The following is a 16,430-nucleotide window of genomic DNA, read 5'->3' on the forward strand; positions in this document are numbered from 1 at the left end:
GTCGCGCGATCGCTCAGGAGCGGAGGGCTGCGCGCTGCTTCCACACGCCGTGGAAGAACTGGGCACCCGACCACATGGTCAGCGCGACCGCGACCGCGAGGCAGACCTGGAAGGCATAGAAGAGGATCTCCCAGACCAGGGCGTCACCGAACGCGCCGCCGTGCGCCGAGCCGTGCGGCAGCGGGAGCAGCAGGCCACCGAGGGCGACCGCCTGCACGGTGGTCTTGATCTTGCCGAGCTCGTCGGCCGGGATCACGATCCTCTTCAGGACAGAGAGCCGCAGCAGGGTGACGCTCCACTCGCGCAGCAGCACGATGATGGTCACCCACCACCACACGTCGCCGACGATCGAGAGCCCGATGAGGGCCATGCCGGTGACCGCCTTGTCGGCGATCGGGTCGGCGATCTTGCCGAAGTCGGTGATCAGGTTGTGCTTGCGCGCCAGGTCGCCGTCGATCTTGTCGGTGATCATCGCGAGCACGAAGATCACGAACGCCACCCAGCGCAGGGTCGGGTTGTCACCGCCGTCAGCCAGCAGCGCCCACGCGAAGAACGGCACCGCGAGGATCCGCAGCGTGGTCAGCGCGTTGGGTACGTTCCAGTTGCTCGTCTTCACGGCAGCGTCATCGTTCGGCTCGGCGTTCACGGGCTGCACCTTAACCGTTCACCGAGGCGACCAGGTCGACGCCTTCGGAGGCGATGACGGTCGCGGCCACGAGATCACCCGGACGTACGTTCTCGACGTCGCCCTCGAGCGAGGTCATCCCGTCGACCTCGGGGCCCTGATGGAGGGCCCGGCCGAGGATCTCGCCGTCTTCGACCTCCTCGACGAGCACGACGACCTGCTCGCCAATCCGCTCCTCGGCGCGCTGCGCGGTGAGCTCCTCGACGAGCTCGTTGACGTGCTCCACGCGGGCCCGGATCTCGTCCTCGTCCAGCTTGATCGAGTCGTCGAAGCCAGCGGCCTCGGTGCCGTCCTCGTCGGAGTAGCCGAAGACGCCGGTGACATCCATGCGCGCAGCGACCAGGAAGTCGGTGAGGATCTCGAGGTCCTCCTCGGTCTCGCCGGGGAAGCCGACGATGACGTTGGACCGGACGCCGGCCTCAGGGGCGTACCCGCGGATCTGCTCGAGCAGCCCCAGGAAGCTCTCCGGGTCACCGAACCGCTTCATCCGGCGCAGGACCGCGTTGGAGGCGTGCTGGAAGCTCAGGTCGAAGTAGGGCGCCACGCCCGGCGTGGTGGCGATGACCTTCAGCAGGTCGGGACGGATCTCGGCGGGCTGCAGGTAGGAGACGCGGACGCGCTCGATGCCGTCGATGGCCCCGAGCTCCGGCAGGAGCGTCTCGAGCAGCCGGAGGTCACCGAGGTCCTTGCCGTAGGAGGTGGAGTTCTCCGAGACCAGGAAGAGCTCCTTGACGCCCTGCTGGGCCAGCCACTGCCCCTCGTGGAGCACGTCGGAGGGACGCCGCGAGACGAACGAGCCGCGGAACTGCGGGATCGCGCAGAAGGTGCAGCGCCGGTCGCAGCCGCTGGCCAGCTTCAACGGCGCCCAGGGAGCGTCGTCGAGCCGCGTACGTCCGGCGAAGCCGGGCACCTGGTCCACGGTCGCCATGCCGGGGACCGAGATCGCGGAGGCATCGCGCTCCACCGGCGAGATCGGCAGCAGCAGCCGCCGATCCTGGGGCGTGTGCGGGTGGTGGGCCTCACCACTCAGGATCGAGCGCAGCTTGCCGGCGATGTCGGGGTAGTCGTCGAACCCGAGCACCGCGTCGGCCTCGGGGAGCTCGGCGGCCAGGTCCTTGCCGTAGCGCTCGGCCATGCAGCCGACCGCGACGACGGCCTGCGCCTTGCCCGTCTCCTTGAGGTCGGCAGCCTCGAGCAGCGTGTCGACCGAGTCCTTCTTCGCCTGCTCGACGAAGCCGCAGGTGTTGACCACCACGGTGTCGGCCTCGTCCGGGTCTGCGACCAGCCGGAAGCCGCCGGCTGTCAGCCGGCCGGCGAGCTCCTCGGAGTCCACCTCGTTGCGGGTGCACCCGAGGGTGATCATCGCGACCGAGACCAGCGGCTGGTCGGTCGGCGTGTCCAGGTGCGAGGGTTCGGTGACAGTGCTCATCACCGTGAAGTATGACGCGCACACACCCCGGAGACCGAACCCTCGCAGCGCCGTCCGTCGTACGGGACTCAGTTGGGTTTGACGGCGAGCACCGGCACGGAGGCCTCGAGCAAGAGCTTCTGCGCCATCGATCCGAAGAGCAGCTTGCCGGTCGGGGTGCGGTGCTTGACCCCGATCACGAGCCGGGACGCGCCGTGCCGGGCGGCCGCATCCAACAGACTGCCGACCGCGTCACGGTCGTGCGGACCAGGCATCTCAAAGGAGACCGGCACACCGTCGAGGTGCTCATCGGTCGGATCCAGCTGGACTCCGTCGAGGTTGAAGACCACCAGGTCCTCATCTCGCAGACGCGCTTCCTCGACACCGGCGCGCAGAGCCGCGGCACTTTCGGGCGTATCGGTACGAGCGACGATCACGGTCATGGTTTCACTCCTGGGTGGTGGAGGTGGATGGGAAGGGTCACGTTCAGACGTCGCGGCGTGCTCGGCCGACCAGGACCTGGCGCGCCTTGAGCCCGACGACGATGAGCAGCAGTGCGTAGAGCACCAACGGGATCGGCCCGGAGACGAAGATGGCGTAGTCACCGTTGGACCCGAGGAGTGCGTCGCGCATGCTGGTCTCAGCCAACGGTCCGAGCACCATCCCGATCAGCAACGGCGCGACCGGGACGTCGTATCGCCGCATGGCGAAGCCCAGGCAACCGATCGCCAGGAACAGCAGCAGATCGAACCGCGACAGTCCGGTGGCGTACACGCCCAGGACGCAGAAGAGCACGATCGAGCCGTACAGGTAGGGCGGTGGGACCAGCAGCAGCTTCGCCCACAGGTGGGCGAACGGAAGGTTGATGATCAGCAGCACGATCATCGCGATGAAGAAGCTCGCGAGCAGCGCCCACACCAGCTCGGGCGAGTTGTCGAAGAGCAGCGGGCCCGGCTGCAGGCCGTACTGGCGGAAGGCCGCCAGCATGATCGCCGCTGTGGCCGAGACCGGCAGGCCGAGCGCCAGCAGCGCGCCCATCGCCATCCCGGTGGTCGAGTTGCCCGCGGCCTCGGGAGCGGCCACGCCCCGCAGCGCACCCCTGCCGAACACAGGCACCTTGCGACGCCGGTCGATGCGTCGCTCGACGTCGTAGGCCAAGAAGGTCGGCACCTCGGCGCCGCCCACCGGGATCACCCCGAAGGGCAGTCCGATCGCCGTGCCGCGGCCCCAGGCCGGGATCGCCTCCTTGATCTCGCTCTTGGAGAGGTACGCACGGTCGCCGGAGGCACCGAGCTGCTCGGGCTTGGGGTCGCGCCGGATCCGGGTGACCACGTGGAGGATCTCCCCGAGCGCCAGCATGCCGACCGCGACCACGACCAGCGAGATCCCGTCGAAGAGGTTCATCGAGCCGGCAGTGAGCCGCTCCGCACCCGAGATGGCGTCGATGCCGACCGTGGCGACGATCAGACCGAGAGCCAGCGCGGTGAGGCCCTTGACCACGGAGTCGGCCACCACCGAGGAGATCGCGCCGAAGGCCAGCAGGGAGAGAGCGAAGAACTCGGCCGGGCCGAAGTTCGCCGAGAGGTCGGCCAGGGTCGGGGCCAAGAAGACCACGACGACCGAAGCCGCCATGCCTCCGATGAAGGCACCGATCGCCGCAACGGCCAGGGCTTGGGGCGCCCGGCCGGCCTTGGCCATGGCGTGTCCCTCGATCGTGGTGGCGATCGCGGAGGCCTGACCTGGGGTGTTCATCAGGATCCCCATCGTGGAGTCCCCGAAGAGTCCGCCGAAGTACACGCCGGCGAAGAGGATGAAGGCGGCGGTCGGGTCGAGCGCGAACGTCATCGGCAGCAGCAGGGCCACCGCCATCGAGGAGCCCAAGCCCGGCAGCACCCCGACCGCGGTGCCGATCAGACATCCGATCAGCACCCAGAGCAGGTTCATCGGGCTCAGCGCGCCGCTGAACCCCTCGAGCAGCAGGTTCAACTGTTCCATGTCAGAGCCCTCCCAGGATCCCGGACGGCAGCGGCAGGCCCAGGCCCACGCCGAAGATCAGATAGATGGCGCTCGACACCAGCAGCGCCACCGAGATGTCGAAGGCGGGGCGACTGCTGCCGAACGCCCGGGTCACGCACCAGAACAGCAGTCCGCCGGCGACGATCCAGCCGAGCAGGTCCAGCAGGAGGATGAAGACGACGAGCCCGCCGACGACCCAGGCGAACGCCGTCCAGTCGCTGTAGGTGCGGTATTCGGTCTGGTCGGCCTTCTCGTCGGGGTTCCGGAGGTAGTGCAGCGTCAGGAGTGCCGCCAGCAGGTAGCCCGCCACCGCCAGGATCGTCGGGAAGAACTTCGGGCCGGGGAAGGTCGTGTCGGGCGGCACCTCCATCATCGCGATGCCGATCACGACGTACGTGCTCACCAGGGCCATGATCAGCGGGATCACGAGGCCTCCGCGGCCGCGGAGGCCGCCGCCGGCGCCGTGGGCCGGCCGATCGACGGTTTCGGTGTTCACTGCTCCAGCTCCTCGTACAGGTCGGCCACCAGCTGCTCTTCGTCACGCAGGAATTCCTGGAACTCCTCGCCGTCCAGCCACACCTCGGTCCACTTGTTGCGGTCGACGGCATCAGTCCACTCGGCGGTCTTGGTGGATTCCTCGAAGGTGTCCCGGATGACCTCGGCCTCCTCGTCGGTGATCCCCGGAGGGGCGAAGACGGCCCGCCAGTTGGCCAGGGTGACGTCGTAGCCCTCGTCGAGCAGTGTCGGGATGTCGACCCCCTCGACGGGACGCTCGGCGGCGATCCCGAGGGCACGCAGCCGGCCACCCTCGATCTGGTCCCGTACGTCGGGAAGGCCCGAGGTGGCCGCATCCGCGGTGCCGGTGACCAAGGCCTGTGCGACCTCGCCGCCACCGGACTTCGGGATGTAGGTGACGTCGCTGGGGGCGATGCCGGCGGCCTTCGCGAGCTGGGCCATCACCAGCTGGTCGAAGCTTCCGCCCCCGGTGAACGCCACCTCGCCCGGGTCGGCCTTCCACGCCGTGATCAGCTGATCGAGGTTCTCATAGGGCGAGTCGGCCGGGACGACCACCACGTCGTACTCCTCGACCACTCGTGCGATCGGGGTGACATCGGACATCTTCACCGTCGAGCCCGTCTGCTCCACCCCGGCCACGAGGCCGCTTCCTCCGACCATCGCGACATCGGCCCGCCCGTCGAGCTGGGCCAGCCGGGTCAGCCCGATCGTGCCGGCCGCGCCGGGCACGTTGAGCACCTGGATGTTGGTGGCGAGCTCGTTCTCACGCATCGAGTTCTGAGACTCGCGCATGAAGGTGTCCCAGCCGCCGCCGGCAGCTGCGGGGGCGATCAACGTCGCCTTGTGGCGGATGTCGGTAGAGGCACCCGCGCGCTGCACGGACGTCACGACCCCCAGCGAGATCACCACCGCCGCGATCACGGCATACACCGCCATCCCGAGCCGCGCCCGACCCGGGTGTCCACCCCCGCCTGCGCCGTCGTTCACGGCGGCCGGTCGGGCCGCGTCGTCGGATTCCATGGATTCTCCCTTGTTCACAGCAGGTCCAACTCGTTCAATGTCATGGCCACTCGCCGGTCCTCGGCGGCGAGGAAGTCGTCGAACTCCTCACCGGTGCGGAACCGGTCGGTCCAGCCGTTCTGCGCCAGCACGCGCTCCCACCGCGCCGATGCCCGCATCCGGGTGAGGAACCCGACCAGCCGGTCGGTCTCCTCGACGCTGAGGCCGGGAGGAGCAAGCACCCCGCGCCAGTTCGTGAAGACCAGGTCGATGCCCCGTTCGGTCAGCGTCGGAACGCGTTCCAACGAGGTCAGGCGCACCCGTTCGCGACCCGAGGTGGCGAGGACCCGGAGCTCACCGGAGTCGATCTGCCCCTCGAACTCCGCCAGCCCCGAGAAGCCGACCTGCACCTCGTGCGACAGCAGTGCACTGGTGAGCGGGCCGCCTCCGTCGTACGGGGTGTAGCGAACCCGCCTCGCGTCGACGCCGATGGTCTGCGCCAACCGCATCGGGAAGAGATGATCCGGGCCACCGAGCGCCGACCCGCCACCGATCAGGAGCGAGCCGGGATCCTTCGTCCAGGCCGCAACCAGATCCTCGATGGTGCGGAACGGCGAGTCGGCCTGCACGAGCACACCCTCCGGCTCCTCGATCAGCTGGGCCAGCGCAGTCGCGTCCTGGGGACGGGCGTCCGCCCGGTACGAGCGGCTCGACCCGACCACGCCCATCCCGATCGTCATCATCAGGTTCGGGTTGCCCTCTTCGTTCATCAGCCGGGACATTGCCACCGTGCCGCCGGCGCCGAGGACGTTCGTGACCCGCAGCTCGCCACCGGTGATGCCCTCCCGCTCGAGGACCCCGACCGCGGCTCGACCGGTCAGGTCGTAACCTCCTCCGGGGCTGTTCGGGATCCACATCTCCAGCTCGGCGGTCTCGGCATCACGGTTCGCCCCACAACCGGTGAGGGCACCGAGCACGACGAGCGCGACCGCCGCAACGGCGGCGCGGGTGCGCCACACTGGGGGCTGGCGCGGGCATGATCTCGGCATGTGGCGATGGTCACAGATCACTCCGGCCCCCGTCAGCAATGTGCAACCAAAGGAGGTTGTGGAACTTGTGGTCATACGAGCGATCCGTGGGCCCCGCTCGACGCCACCGCCGCCCTCTCAGCCTCGCCGGGCAGTTCCTCGTCCTCCAGTGTGGGGTCCTGCTCCTGGTCGTCGTCGTGGTCAGCATCGTCTCGCTCCAGCAGAGCGAGGCCGACTTCCGTGACGCGCGAGAGAACCGGCTTCGGGCCGCCGCGGAGTCCCTCGCCGGAATCGCCGCGATCCGTGACGGCGCCACGGGCGACATCGACCCGCGCGCGCTCGGCTTCTACCTGCAGACCCGTGCCGACAATGCCGGCGCCGGGTCTGCCTATCTGGTCACGCTGGACGGCACCGTGCTCGCCGCCACGGACCCGACACGTCGTGGTGAGCGGGTCGAGCTCGGTGGGCCACCGGCACGCACCTGGACGGGCGACATCACCGACCTCGGCGCCAAGAACATCGCCGCCCAGGTTCCCGTCTACGGAGGCGGGACCAGCGGTGCCGACGCCAGCCCGCCCGAGCTCGTCGGCGCGGTCGTGGTCACCCAGCGCTATCCCCCACTCACCGAGCGGCTGGCCAACACCACCGCCGACGTGCTCGCCGTCCTGGGCACGGGTCTGGCCCTCGGGCTCCTCGGCTCCTGGGCGCTGGCCCGGTTGATCAAGCGCCGCACCCGAGGACTCGAGCCGGCCGAGATAGCCGCCCTGGCCGACCATCGCGAGGGCCTGCTCCGCTCGATCCGCGAGGGTGTGCTGGCCGTCGGGGCCGACGGGCGGGTCAGCCTGATGAGCGACAGTGCCCGGGGCCTGCTCGGGCTGACCTCGGACCCGACCGGCCGCCGGCTCGACGAGCTCGACCTGCCCGCCGACACCCTCGCCCTGCTCAGCGGGGCCGAGGAGGTGCAGGACGCACCGCTGGTCGCCGGCGAGCGGGTGCTGGTGCTCAACCGCAACCGGGTCCATCACGACGGCCGCGCCGCCGGGACGGTCACCACCTTGCGCGACCGGACCGAGCTGGTGGCGCTGCAGAGCGAGCTCAACGCGCGCGAGAGCGTCACCGAGACGTTGCGGGCGCAGACCCACGAGTTCAGCAACCAGCTGCACACCATCACCGGGCTGCTGGAGCTGGAGGAGTACGCCGAGGTGGGCCGTTTCGTGACCGGGCTGACCGCGCGCCGGGCAGCGCTGAGCGACCACATCACGTCCCGGATCGACGACCCCGCGGTGGCCGCGCTGCTCATCGCCAAGGCCAGTCTCGCCGCCGAACGGCGGGTGGGCATCGAGCTGGAGGCGTCGAGCGCGCTGCCGCGGCTCACCCCCGACGGGTCCGCCGACGTGGTGACCGTCCTCGGCAACCTGGTCGACAACGCCGTGGACGCGGCCGCGTTGGTCGGACCGCTGGACGGCCGGGTCGGCGTACGCCTGACGGCTGCCGGCGAGACCGTGACCGTCCGGGTCTCCGACACCGGCGGCGGCGTGCCTGCGGAGCGGCTGCCGGAGATCTTCCGGCGAGGCTTCAGCACGAAGCCGCGCGACGCCAGCGGCCGCGGCGTGGGCCTCGCGCTGGTGCAGCTGGTGTGCCGCACGCGTGGCGGCGAGGTCGAGGTGGAGAATAGCGAGTCTGCGCAGCGTCCCGGGGCCGTCTTCGTCGCGACGCTCCCGGGCGCCGTCCCGCTCGCAGCACCCGCCACCACCGACCCCGAGGAAGCCCGATGACATCCACACCTGAGCTCACCGTGCTCGTGGTCGAGGACGACTTCATGGTGGCCTCGATCCACACCCGCTTCGTCGAGCGCGTGGAGGGGTTCCGGGTCGTCGGCGTGGCCGCCACCGGCTCCCAGGCGCTCGAGGAGACCGCCCGCCTCTCCCCCGACGTGCTGTTGCTCGACGTGCACCTTCCCGACTTCAGCGGTATCGAGCTGCTGCGCCGGCTGCGCGGACGCGGAGACGACGCCGACGTCATCGTGATCACCGCCGCCCGCGAGGCCGACACCGTGCGCGCGGCCGCTGCCGGTGGGGCCGCGCACTATGTGGTGAAGCCGTTCCCCTTCGAGGACCTGGCCGCCCGGCTCGACGACGTACGCCGCTCCCGCGAGGCGCTCGCCCGGATCGGGCGGCGGGCCGAGGGGACCGTCGGCGCCGAGCATCGGGACGAGGTCCAGGCCGGGATCGACGAGGTCTTCAGCCACCAGGGCGGACGGGAGACCCGTGAACGGCTGCCGAAAGGGCTCAGCGCCGAGACCGCCCAAGCCGTCCTGGCCGCGCTGCAGACGGCCGGCGAGCTCAGCGCCGCCGAGTGCGCCGACGCGATCGGTGTCTCTCGGGTGAGCGCCCGCCGCTACCTCGAGCACTTCGCGAGCACGGGCCGGATCGGCGTACGGCTCAACTACGGCACCGCCGGGCGTCCCGAGCGCCGCTACCGCACGGGTGACGCGTGAGGCTCCTGCCTCAGGCGGACTCGCGGATCACCAGCCTCGTCGGGAGCACGATCGAGGCCTCGACCTCCTCCCCCGCCACCAGGCGGAGGATCTGTTCGGCGAGGCGGGTGCCGATCTCGTGGATCGGCTGGTGCACCGTCGTCAGCGGCGGGTCGGTGAACCGGGCCGCCTCGACGTCGTCGAACCCGATCACCGCTACGTCGTCGGGCACCCGGCGGCCGAGCCTGCGCAGCGTACGCAGGGCGCCGTCGGCCATCAGGTCGGAGGCCGCGAAGACGGCGTCGATGCCGGGATCGCGCTCCAGCAGCCGCTCCATCGCGTCGATGCCCGACTGGCGCATGAAGTCGCCCTCCTCGACCAGCGACACCGCGCCCGGCAACGCCTGGAGACCGGTGAGGTAGCCCGCCAAGCGCTCGCGCCCGGCGACCATGTCCCGCGGCCCGGCGATGGTCGCGATCCGGCGCCGGCCGAGACCGACGAGGTGCTCCATTGCCGCCTCGACACCGCTGGCATGCTCGACGTCGATGTACGGCACGGTGGCCTCGCCCAGCGGCCGCCCGCTGGTGACGACCGGGACGCCCGCTGCCCGCAGCTCCTCGGGCAGGGTGTCGGCGCCGTGCATCGAGGCGAGCACGACGCCGTCGACGGTGCGGCTGTGCACATAGCGCAGGATCCGGTCGTGGCTCGACCGCGTCGAGGCGAGCAGCAGCACCAGCTGCTTGTCCGCCTTCTCCAGCACCTCCCCGACACCCCGGATCACGCCGGGGAAGAAGGCGTCGTCGGAGAAGACCCGGGTCGCGGACTCCGGCAGGATCAGGGCGATGGAGTCCGTACGCTGCGTCACCAGGCTCCGCGCCGCCGGGTTCGGCACATAGCCGAGGTCGACGATGGCTCGGCGGATGCTCTCGGCGACGTCTGGGCGCACGGTCGTGGAACCGTTGACGACGCGCGACACGGTCGCTCGCGAGGCCCCGGCCGCCCGCGCCACCGTCTCCAGCGTCGGCCGGCCGGCCGGGGTCTCGTTCATGAGTGGAATCTATCGCCTCCGCTCACCGGGAGAACGTGAACCAGTTGAGGTTCACGAAGTCGGCCGGCTGGCCGCTCGTGAACCGTAGGAACACCGTGTGCGTGCCGATCACCCCGCTGATGCTGCCGGGGACCGTACGCCAGCTCTGCCAGCCTCCGGTGTTGCCCACCGAGAAGCTGCCGATCGGGGTGTTGTTCACGTTGTCGAGGCGTACCTCGACCAGGCCGCTGACCCCCGCGGGTGCGCCGGAGGCGACGCGGGCGGAGAACGTGCGGGCGGCGCTCGAGCCGAAGTTCACGCCGTCGTAGCGGAGCCAGTCGCCGTTGCTGAGATAGCCGACGTTCTGACCACCACCGGTGTCGGCGGTCGCCTCGGTCCGCGTGCCGCTCTGGGCGTTGTATGACTCCGCCTGGATGGTGGAGTAGGCGTCCCGGTTGCCCGGGTCGGTCGGGTCGGTCGGGTCGGTGGTGCCGCCGCCCTTTGAGTAGACCGCGACGTAGTCGACCAGCATCGGTACGCCGGAGGCGGTCGCACGGGTCGGGTTGCCGGGCCAGCCGCCGCCGATCGCGACGTTGAGGATGATGAAGAAGCCGTGGTCGGTCGCGTTGTTCCAGGTCGTCGCGTCGACCTGGTCCGAGCGGACCGTGTGGTAGAGCGTGTTGTCGACGTAGAACCGGATCTGCTGCGGGCTGGTGCTGCGGTCCCACTCCATCGCGTAGGTGTGGAACGACGACTGGCAGGTCGAGCCCGGGCAGCCCTGGAGAGTCCCGCCGAGGCCGGTGGTCTCGTTGCACGGGCCGCCCGGCGAGGTGCCGCAGTGCAGCGTGCCCCAGACCTGGTCGGCGCCGTTGACGTTCTCCATGATGTCGATCTCGCCGATGCCCGGCCAGTTCCAGTAGTCGCCGCGGAACGGCTCTCCCAGCATCCAGAACGCAGGCCAGATGCCCTGCGCCGCCGGCCCGGTGACGTTCGGCATCTGGATGCGGCCCTCGACACGGAGCACACCACCGGAGGGCGGCTCGAAGTCGGTCCGGGTGGTCTCGATGCGGCCGGAGGTCCAGTTGCCGGCGCTGTCACGGATCGGCTTGATGACGAGGTTGCCGCTCCCGTCCTGGTAGACGTTCTGGGTGCTGTCGGTGTGGTACGCGATTTCCCCGGTGCCCCAGTTGGGGGCGCCTCCGGGGTAGGAGTGGCCGATGTCGTAGATCCAGTCGTTCGTGTTGATCCGCGACCCGGCCGCACCGGTGAAGTCGTCGCTCCACACCTTGGTCCAGCCGGCCGGGGTGGCCGGTTCGGACGCCTGCGACGCCTGTCCGAACGATGTCAGCGGGATCGCCACCGCGACCACGCCGACCGCGATCACAGCGGCTCCTAATGTCTTGAGACTTCTCATGATGGCTCGCTTCCCGATACCCGAGCGACGAGTCCTGGCGACTCGTGAGAGCGCTCTCTCGAATGATGGTCCCAAACCCGATGTGACCTCCGTCACCAAACTCCGAACTCTTTAACAACCTGGCCGAGTCGGCCCGTCCTGACCGATGTCAGCGAAGAGTCGGTTCGTCATGACGAGCCGACTCGGCGGGGAATGTGGTCAGGATGTGCCGACTCGGCGTCCTTGACGTCAGGGGCTTGCTAGCCGGCGGTGTAAGTGCGCTGAGCGGCTTCGCCGGTCTTGCCGAGCGCGTTGGCCTTGCCGTCCCCGATGGCGACCTTGAGAGAGCCGTCGGAGGTCTGGACCCGAAGCGGCGGGGTGACCTGGAGCTCCTTGGACTCGCCGAAGGCGAGGTCTCCGCTGAAGACCACCTTGCCGCGCGAGTCGCGCACGACGACGTGGGCCTCGCCGCCGGCAGCGGAGATGGTCACCGGAACGGGCGAGGACTTGCCGTAGGGGCTGTCGGTGCCGGCCGAGCCGTCGAGCTGGATCGCTCCGGCCTCGGGCTGGCCCTGGGTGCCGTCCACGACCAAGCGGGCGACCGACCAGACCAGGATGACCGCCATCACCGCGGCGACGAGAACCGACCAGGACGGACCGCCCCGCATCCGCCGCGACGGGCGGATCGCGGCGCTGTGGGCGAGCTCGGCCTCGAAGACGGCGCGCGCGCTCACCGGGCCGGAGGCATGCTTCTCGTCGTAGGTGCGCAGCAGTGGCGCCACCTCGATCCCGAGGACACGCGCCAGCGTGCGCAGGTGGCCACGGGCATAGAAGTCGCCACCGCAGGGGCCGAAGTCGTCGACCTCGATCGCCTCGATGACGTGGGGCCGGATCCGGGTCCACTCGGCCAGGCCGTCGATGTCCAGCGCGAGCCGGCGGCGGGCGGCGGCGATCTCGGCACCGATCTCGGGGACCTGGTTCGACAGCAGCTCGGTGGGCTCGTCGTCCGCGCCGTCGATCGCGACTCTCTCGACCTCGTCGAGCTCGGCGAGCGGACGTACGCCCTCGAGATCGGAGTCGTCGTCGTAAGGCTCGATCGTGAACGCGTCGTCGGCGACAGCTGCATCGAGATCGGCACGGGAGGGGACCTGCGCCGGATCCAGCTGAAGCGCGTTCGCGCCGTGGATGGCGACCGCCTCCTGCGGCTCCGGCGGCACGTAGCGTACGTCCACCCGGACCGCGGTCGAGGGCTCACGCAGCGGCACCGCCGCCTCGGACTTCACCTCGGGCTCGGGGTCGGTCTTCGGCGTCGTCTCGTCCTGTGTGTCCCGATCCACCTGGTCCTGTCCCGCCTCGTCCACCTCGTCCGCGGCATTGATATCAGGCTCGTCCAAGACCCGGAGCAGCCGGGGGTTGGTGTCGCCGGCCTGAGCGGAGAGGGGCGGACGGACCGCGGTGTCACCATCGTCCACGACGAGGTCGTCGTCGGCCTCGTGACCGGCCTCTTCGGCGGTCTCGTCGGCATCCGTCTCCGGTTCCGTCGCCTCGAGCGCGGGGTCGATCTCGACGACCTCGACGCCGTCGGCAGCCACGATCGCGATGGCCTCGGTGACGTCGTCGCCGGCGCCGAGGACACGGGTGGAGAGGCCGAGCGGGATCGAGAACGGCAGACCGTAGAGACGCTGGGTCAGCATCGCCTGGCGCCGAGCGGTCGGGGAGAGCTCATCGAGCACCTCGTCCTCGTCGTGCAGCAGCACGCCGATGCGACCGTCCTTCCAGAACCGCTCGATCCCGTCGGGACGCGGGGTGTGCTCGACGGCCTCGATCTTCGACCACGGGATGCCCTGCCAGGTCTGGCCGAAGCGGAGGCGTACGCCCTGCTCGTCCACGAGCAGCAGCGGCATCCGGGAGTCCCAGGCCGTCCAGCCCTGCACGGCCGCGACGGCGAGCAGGATCAGGCCGACCAGATAGCCCTCGATGCCGCCGCGCAGCACGAAGGCCAGGCCGACCAGGAGGGAGGCGAGCGCCACGACCAGTGCGAGGCGGCCGTTGCGGCGTACCTCGACGACGTCGACATCGACATCGACATCAGCCTCAGGAGCCTCGCCGCTCGCAGCCGTCTCGGCTGGCTCAGTTGCCTCGGCTGTTTCAGCAGGGTCGACGGTCTCGGCCGCCGGTGGATTCTCGCTCACATCTCCCCCTGGATCGTTGCGATCACGCTGTCGATCTCGTCAGGCTTGACGAGTACGTCGCGCGCCTTGGAGCCCTCGGAGGGACCGACCACCCCGCGCGACTCGAGGATGTCCATGAGACGGCCGGCCTTGGCGAACCCGACGCGGAGCTTGCGCTGCAGCATCGACGTCGAGCCGAACTGGGTCGAGACGATCAGCTCGATCGCCTGGATGACCAGGTCCATGTCGTCGCCGATGTCGTCGTCCAGCACCCGCTTGGACTCCGCCGGCGCGGTCACGTCCTCGCGGTAGGACGGTTCCAGCTGGCCCTTGACGCTCTTGACGACCGCGTTGACCTCCGACTCGGTCACCCACGAGCCCTGCACACGGATCGGCTTGGACGAGCCCATCGGCAGGAACAGCCCGTCACCCTGGCCGACCAGCTTCTCCGCACCGGGCTGGTCGAGGATGACGCGCGAGTCGGCCAGCGACGAGGTCGCGAAGGCGAGCCGCGAGGGCACGTTGGCCTTGATCAGGCCGGTGACGACGTCGACCGAGGGCCGCTGGGTGGCCAGCACCAGGTGGATGCCGGCGGCACGGGCGAGCTGGGTGATGCGTACGACCGCGTCCTCGACGTCGCGCGGGGCGACCATCATCAGGTCGGCGAGCTCGTCGACGATGACCAGAAGGTAGGGATAGGGCGACAGGACCCGCTCGGAGTCGGGCGGCAGCTGCACCTTCCCGGCGCGGACGGCCTTGTTGAAGTCGTCGACGTGACGGAAGCCGAAGTTGGCCAGGTCGTCGTAGCGCATGTCCATCTCGCGTACGACCCAGGCCAGTGCCTCGGCGGCCTTCTTCGGGTTGGTGATGATCGGCGTGATCAGGTGCGGCACGCCCTCGTAGGAGTTGAGCTCGACCCGCTTGGGGTCGACCATGATCATCCGCACCTCGTCGGGCGTGGCTCGCATGAGGATCGAGGTGATCAGCGAGTTGATGAAGGACGACTTACCCGAACCGGTCGCGCCCGCGACCAGCAGGTGCGGCATCTTCGCCATGTTGGCGACCACGAAGCCGCCCTCGACGTCCTTGCCGACACCGGTGATCATCGGGTGGTGGTCGTTGCGCGCCGCATTGGAGCGCAGCACGTCGCCGAGGGTGACGATCTCCTTGTCGACGTTGGGGATCTCCACACCGACGGCGGACTTGCCGGGGATCGGCGACAGGATGCGTACGTCGGCGGAGGCCACCGCGTAGGCGATGTTCTTCTGGATCCCGGTGATCTTCTCGACCTTCACGCCGGCACCGAGCTCGACGATGTAGCGGGTGACCGTCGGGCCCCGGGTGTAGCCCGTGACCGCGGCGTCGATGTTGAACTCCTCCAGCACCGCCTGGAGCCGGCTGACGATGTCGTCGGAGGCCTTGGAGCGGGCCTTGTGCGGCGAGCCGGGCTTGAGCAGGTCGCTGGCCGGGAGCGTGTAGGCAACGTCTCCGGCGAGCATCAGCTGCTCGACCCGCTGCGGCAGCTCGGTGTGGGGCGGCGGCTCCAGCTCGCGCTTCTTGCCGGCCTTCGAGGCGGTCTCGCCGACGGCGGGCAGGAGGCCCGCGGCGTCGCTCGGTGCCGCTTCGTTCGGCTGCGTGTCGGCGTCGGAGTCCTCGTCCAGCGCCAGCGCGATGTCGAGCCCGTCCTTCTTGCGCTTCTTCTTCGGCTTCTCCTCCTCGAGGAGCGGCGTCTCGTAGGGCTCGAAGCCCTCGGGGTCGAAGGTGTCGTCGTCGGCGAAGAGCTTCCCGCCCTTGCGCACCCGGCGCATGTTGGTGCCGTTCTCACCCGGCTCCTCGACCGGGGTCAGACCGAGCGCACGGTTGCGCAGGTCCACCAGGCGACTCGGCACCTGGTAGAGCGGCGTCCCGGTGATGACCAGGATGCCGAAAACGACGAGCAACGAGAGGAGCACGACGACCACGGCCGTCGAGCGCAGGACATCGAGGAGCAGGCTGGCCACGACGTAGCCGATCGCGCCCCCGGCCCACTGCAGCTCGCTGCTGTCGCCGGAGGTGGGCTGCGGGTTGCCGTTGGCGATCTGGATGATGCCGAGCGTGGCCATCAGGAACGCCGACCAGCCGATCACGATCCGCCCGACCGGGGCGGCGTCGACCGGATCGCGCATCAGCCGGACACCGGCGACGACGAGACCGACCGGCACCAGCCAGCCAACCTTGCCGACGACGCCGGCCACCGCGATGCGGACGACGTCGAAGAACTGACCGCCGAGCTGGAACCAGACGCCGGCGGCGACGAGGACGGAGAGGCCGATCAGGAACAGGCCGGCGCCATCACGCCGGTGCTCCGGCTCGAGGTCGCTGGCCGCCTGGCCACCGACTCGGAAGAGGGCTGCCACTCCCCCGGCGATCGCCAGCCACAGGCTGGCGATGGTCGAGAAGATGGCGTCGAAGAGGACTGCGATCGGGCTGGGCCCGTTGCGTACGGCACGCGGTGGCGTACGACTCGTCTTCCGGTTAGCTGTCTTTGCTGCGGGACGGCGCTTGGTCTGTCCTTTTTGAGGCGCTGCCTTTGAGCGGGCCCGGCTCGTGGCCGTTGCTCGCTTTGTCGTGGTCGTACTCCGGGGACGGGTGCTCTTGGCTGTGGTCGAGCTCCGCGAACCCGGCGGGGAAGACGTACGGGTCGCCATACAAACAGGGTATTTGACCAGGTG

General features: G+C 69.8%; 13 protein-coding genes. 2 read left to right on the forward strand and 11 right to left on the reverse strand.

Going from position 1 to position 16,430, the window contains the following annotated elements:
* Positions 1-13: 13 nt before the first annotated feature.
* The 7 genes from pgsA to H5T77_RS14100 all read right to left on the reverse strand — a co-directional run bounded on the left by pgsA (position 14) and on the right by H5T77_RS14100 (position 6,673).
* On the reverse strand, positions 14-646 hold the full coding sequence (gene pgsA, locus H5T77_RS14070) for a CDP-diacylglycerol--glycerol-3-phosphate 3-phosphatidyltransferase (protein ID WP_292650211.1): 633 nt from the start codon (positions 644-646) through the stop codon (positions 14-16).
* Positions 647-656: 10 nt separating this feature from the next.
* Complete coding sequence (rimO, locus tag H5T77_RS14075) at positions 657-2,114, reverse strand: 30S ribosomal protein S12 methylthiotransferase RimO (protein ID WP_292650213.1); 1,458 nt, start codon at positions 2,112-2,114, stop codon at positions 657-659.
* A gap of 68 nt (positions 2,115-2,182) precedes the next feature.
* On the reverse strand, positions 2,183-2,536 hold the full coding sequence (locus H5T77_RS14080; protein ID WP_292650215.1) for a universal stress protein: 354 nt from the start codon (positions 2,534-2,536) through the stop codon (positions 2,183-2,185).
* Positions 2,537-2,579: 43 nt separating this feature from the next.
* Positions 2,580-4,088, reverse strand: a complete 1,509-nt coding sequence (locus H5T77_RS14085) for a tripartite tricarboxylate transporter permease (RefSeq protein ID WP_292650216.1) — start codon at positions 4,086-4,088, stop codon at positions 2,580-2,582.
* A gap of 1 nt (position 4,089) precedes the next feature.
* Entirely contained in the window at positions 4,090-4,605 is a 516-nt protein-coding gene (locus tag H5T77_RS14090) for a tripartite tricarboxylate transporter TctB family protein (RefSeq protein WP_292650218.1), read from the reverse strand.
* Positions 4,602-5,645, reverse strand: coding sequence for a tripartite tricarboxylate transporter substrate binding protein (locus tag H5T77_RS14095; RefSeq protein WP_292650220.1), 1,044 nt, complete (start codon positions 5,643-5,645; stop codon positions 4,602-4,604). Before H5T77_RS14095 ends, H5T77_RS14090 begins: the two co-directional genes overlap by 4 nt.
* Before the next feature lie 14 nt (positions 5,646-5,659).
* Positions 5,660-6,673: a Bug family tripartite tricarboxylate transporter substrate binding protein gene (locus tag H5T77_RS14100; protein WP_292650222.1), complete on the reverse strand. Its 1,014-nt coding sequence runs from the start codon at positions 6,671-6,673 to the stop codon at positions 5,660-5,662.
* Between the two features lie 86 nt (positions 6,674-6,759).
* On the opposite strand from H5T77_RS14100, the gene H5T77_RS14105 reads away from it, so the two are divergent.
* Both H5T77_RS14105 and H5T77_RS14110 read left to right on the forward strand, forming a co-directional pair.
* Positions 6,760-8,427 carry a sensor histidine kinase gene (locus tag H5T77_RS14105; protein ID WP_292650224.1) on the forward strand — a complete coding sequence of 556 codons (1,668 nt, stop codon included), beginning with the start codon at positions 6,760-6,762 and terminating at the stop codon, positions 8,425-8,427.
* Positions 8,424-9,149, forward strand: a complete 726-nt coding sequence (locus H5T77_RS14110; RefSeq protein ID WP_292650226.1) for a response regulator — start codon at positions 8,424-8,426, stop codon at positions 9,147-9,149. Before H5T77_RS14105 ends, H5T77_RS14110 begins: the two co-directional genes overlap by 4 nt.
* 10 nt (positions 9,150-9,159) lie before the next feature.
* Here H5T77_RS14110 and H5T77_RS14115 read toward each other — a convergent pair whose 3' ends face one another.
* The 4 genes from H5T77_RS14115 to H5T77_RS14130 form a co-directional block, all read right to left on the reverse strand.
* Positions 9,160-10,176 (reverse strand): LacI family DNA-binding transcriptional regulator, encoded by a 1,017-nt coding sequence (locus tag H5T77_RS14115; RefSeq protein WP_292650228.1) that lies wholly within the window; start codon positions 10,174-10,176, stop codon positions 9,160-9,162.
* A gap of 22 nt (positions 10,177-10,198) precedes the next feature.
* Positions 10,199-11,569: a glycoside hydrolase family 16 protein gene (locus H5T77_RS14120; protein WP_292650230.1), complete on the reverse strand. Its 1,371-nt coding sequence runs from the start codon at positions 11,567-11,569 to the stop codon at positions 10,199-10,201.
* Between the two features lie 239 nt (positions 11,570-11,808).
* A complete protein-coding gene (locus tag H5T77_RS14125) occupies positions 11,809-13,740 on the reverse strand; it encodes a helix-turn-helix domain-containing protein (RefSeq protein WP_292650232.1) in 1,932 nt (643 codons plus the stop codon).
* A complete protein-coding gene (locus tag H5T77_RS14130) occupies positions 13,737-16,406 on the reverse strand; it encodes a DNA translocase FtsK (RefSeq protein ID WP_292650233.1) in 2,670 nt (889 codons plus the stop codon). Before H5T77_RS14130 ends, H5T77_RS14125 begins: the two co-directional genes overlap by 4 nt.
* Positions 16,407-16,430 lie beyond the last annotated feature (24 nt).

It is taken from the genome of Nocardioides sp. (genome assembly GCF_014360585.1).
GTDB lineage: Bacteria > Actinomycetota > Actinomycetes > Propionibacteriales > Nocardioidaceae > Nocardioides.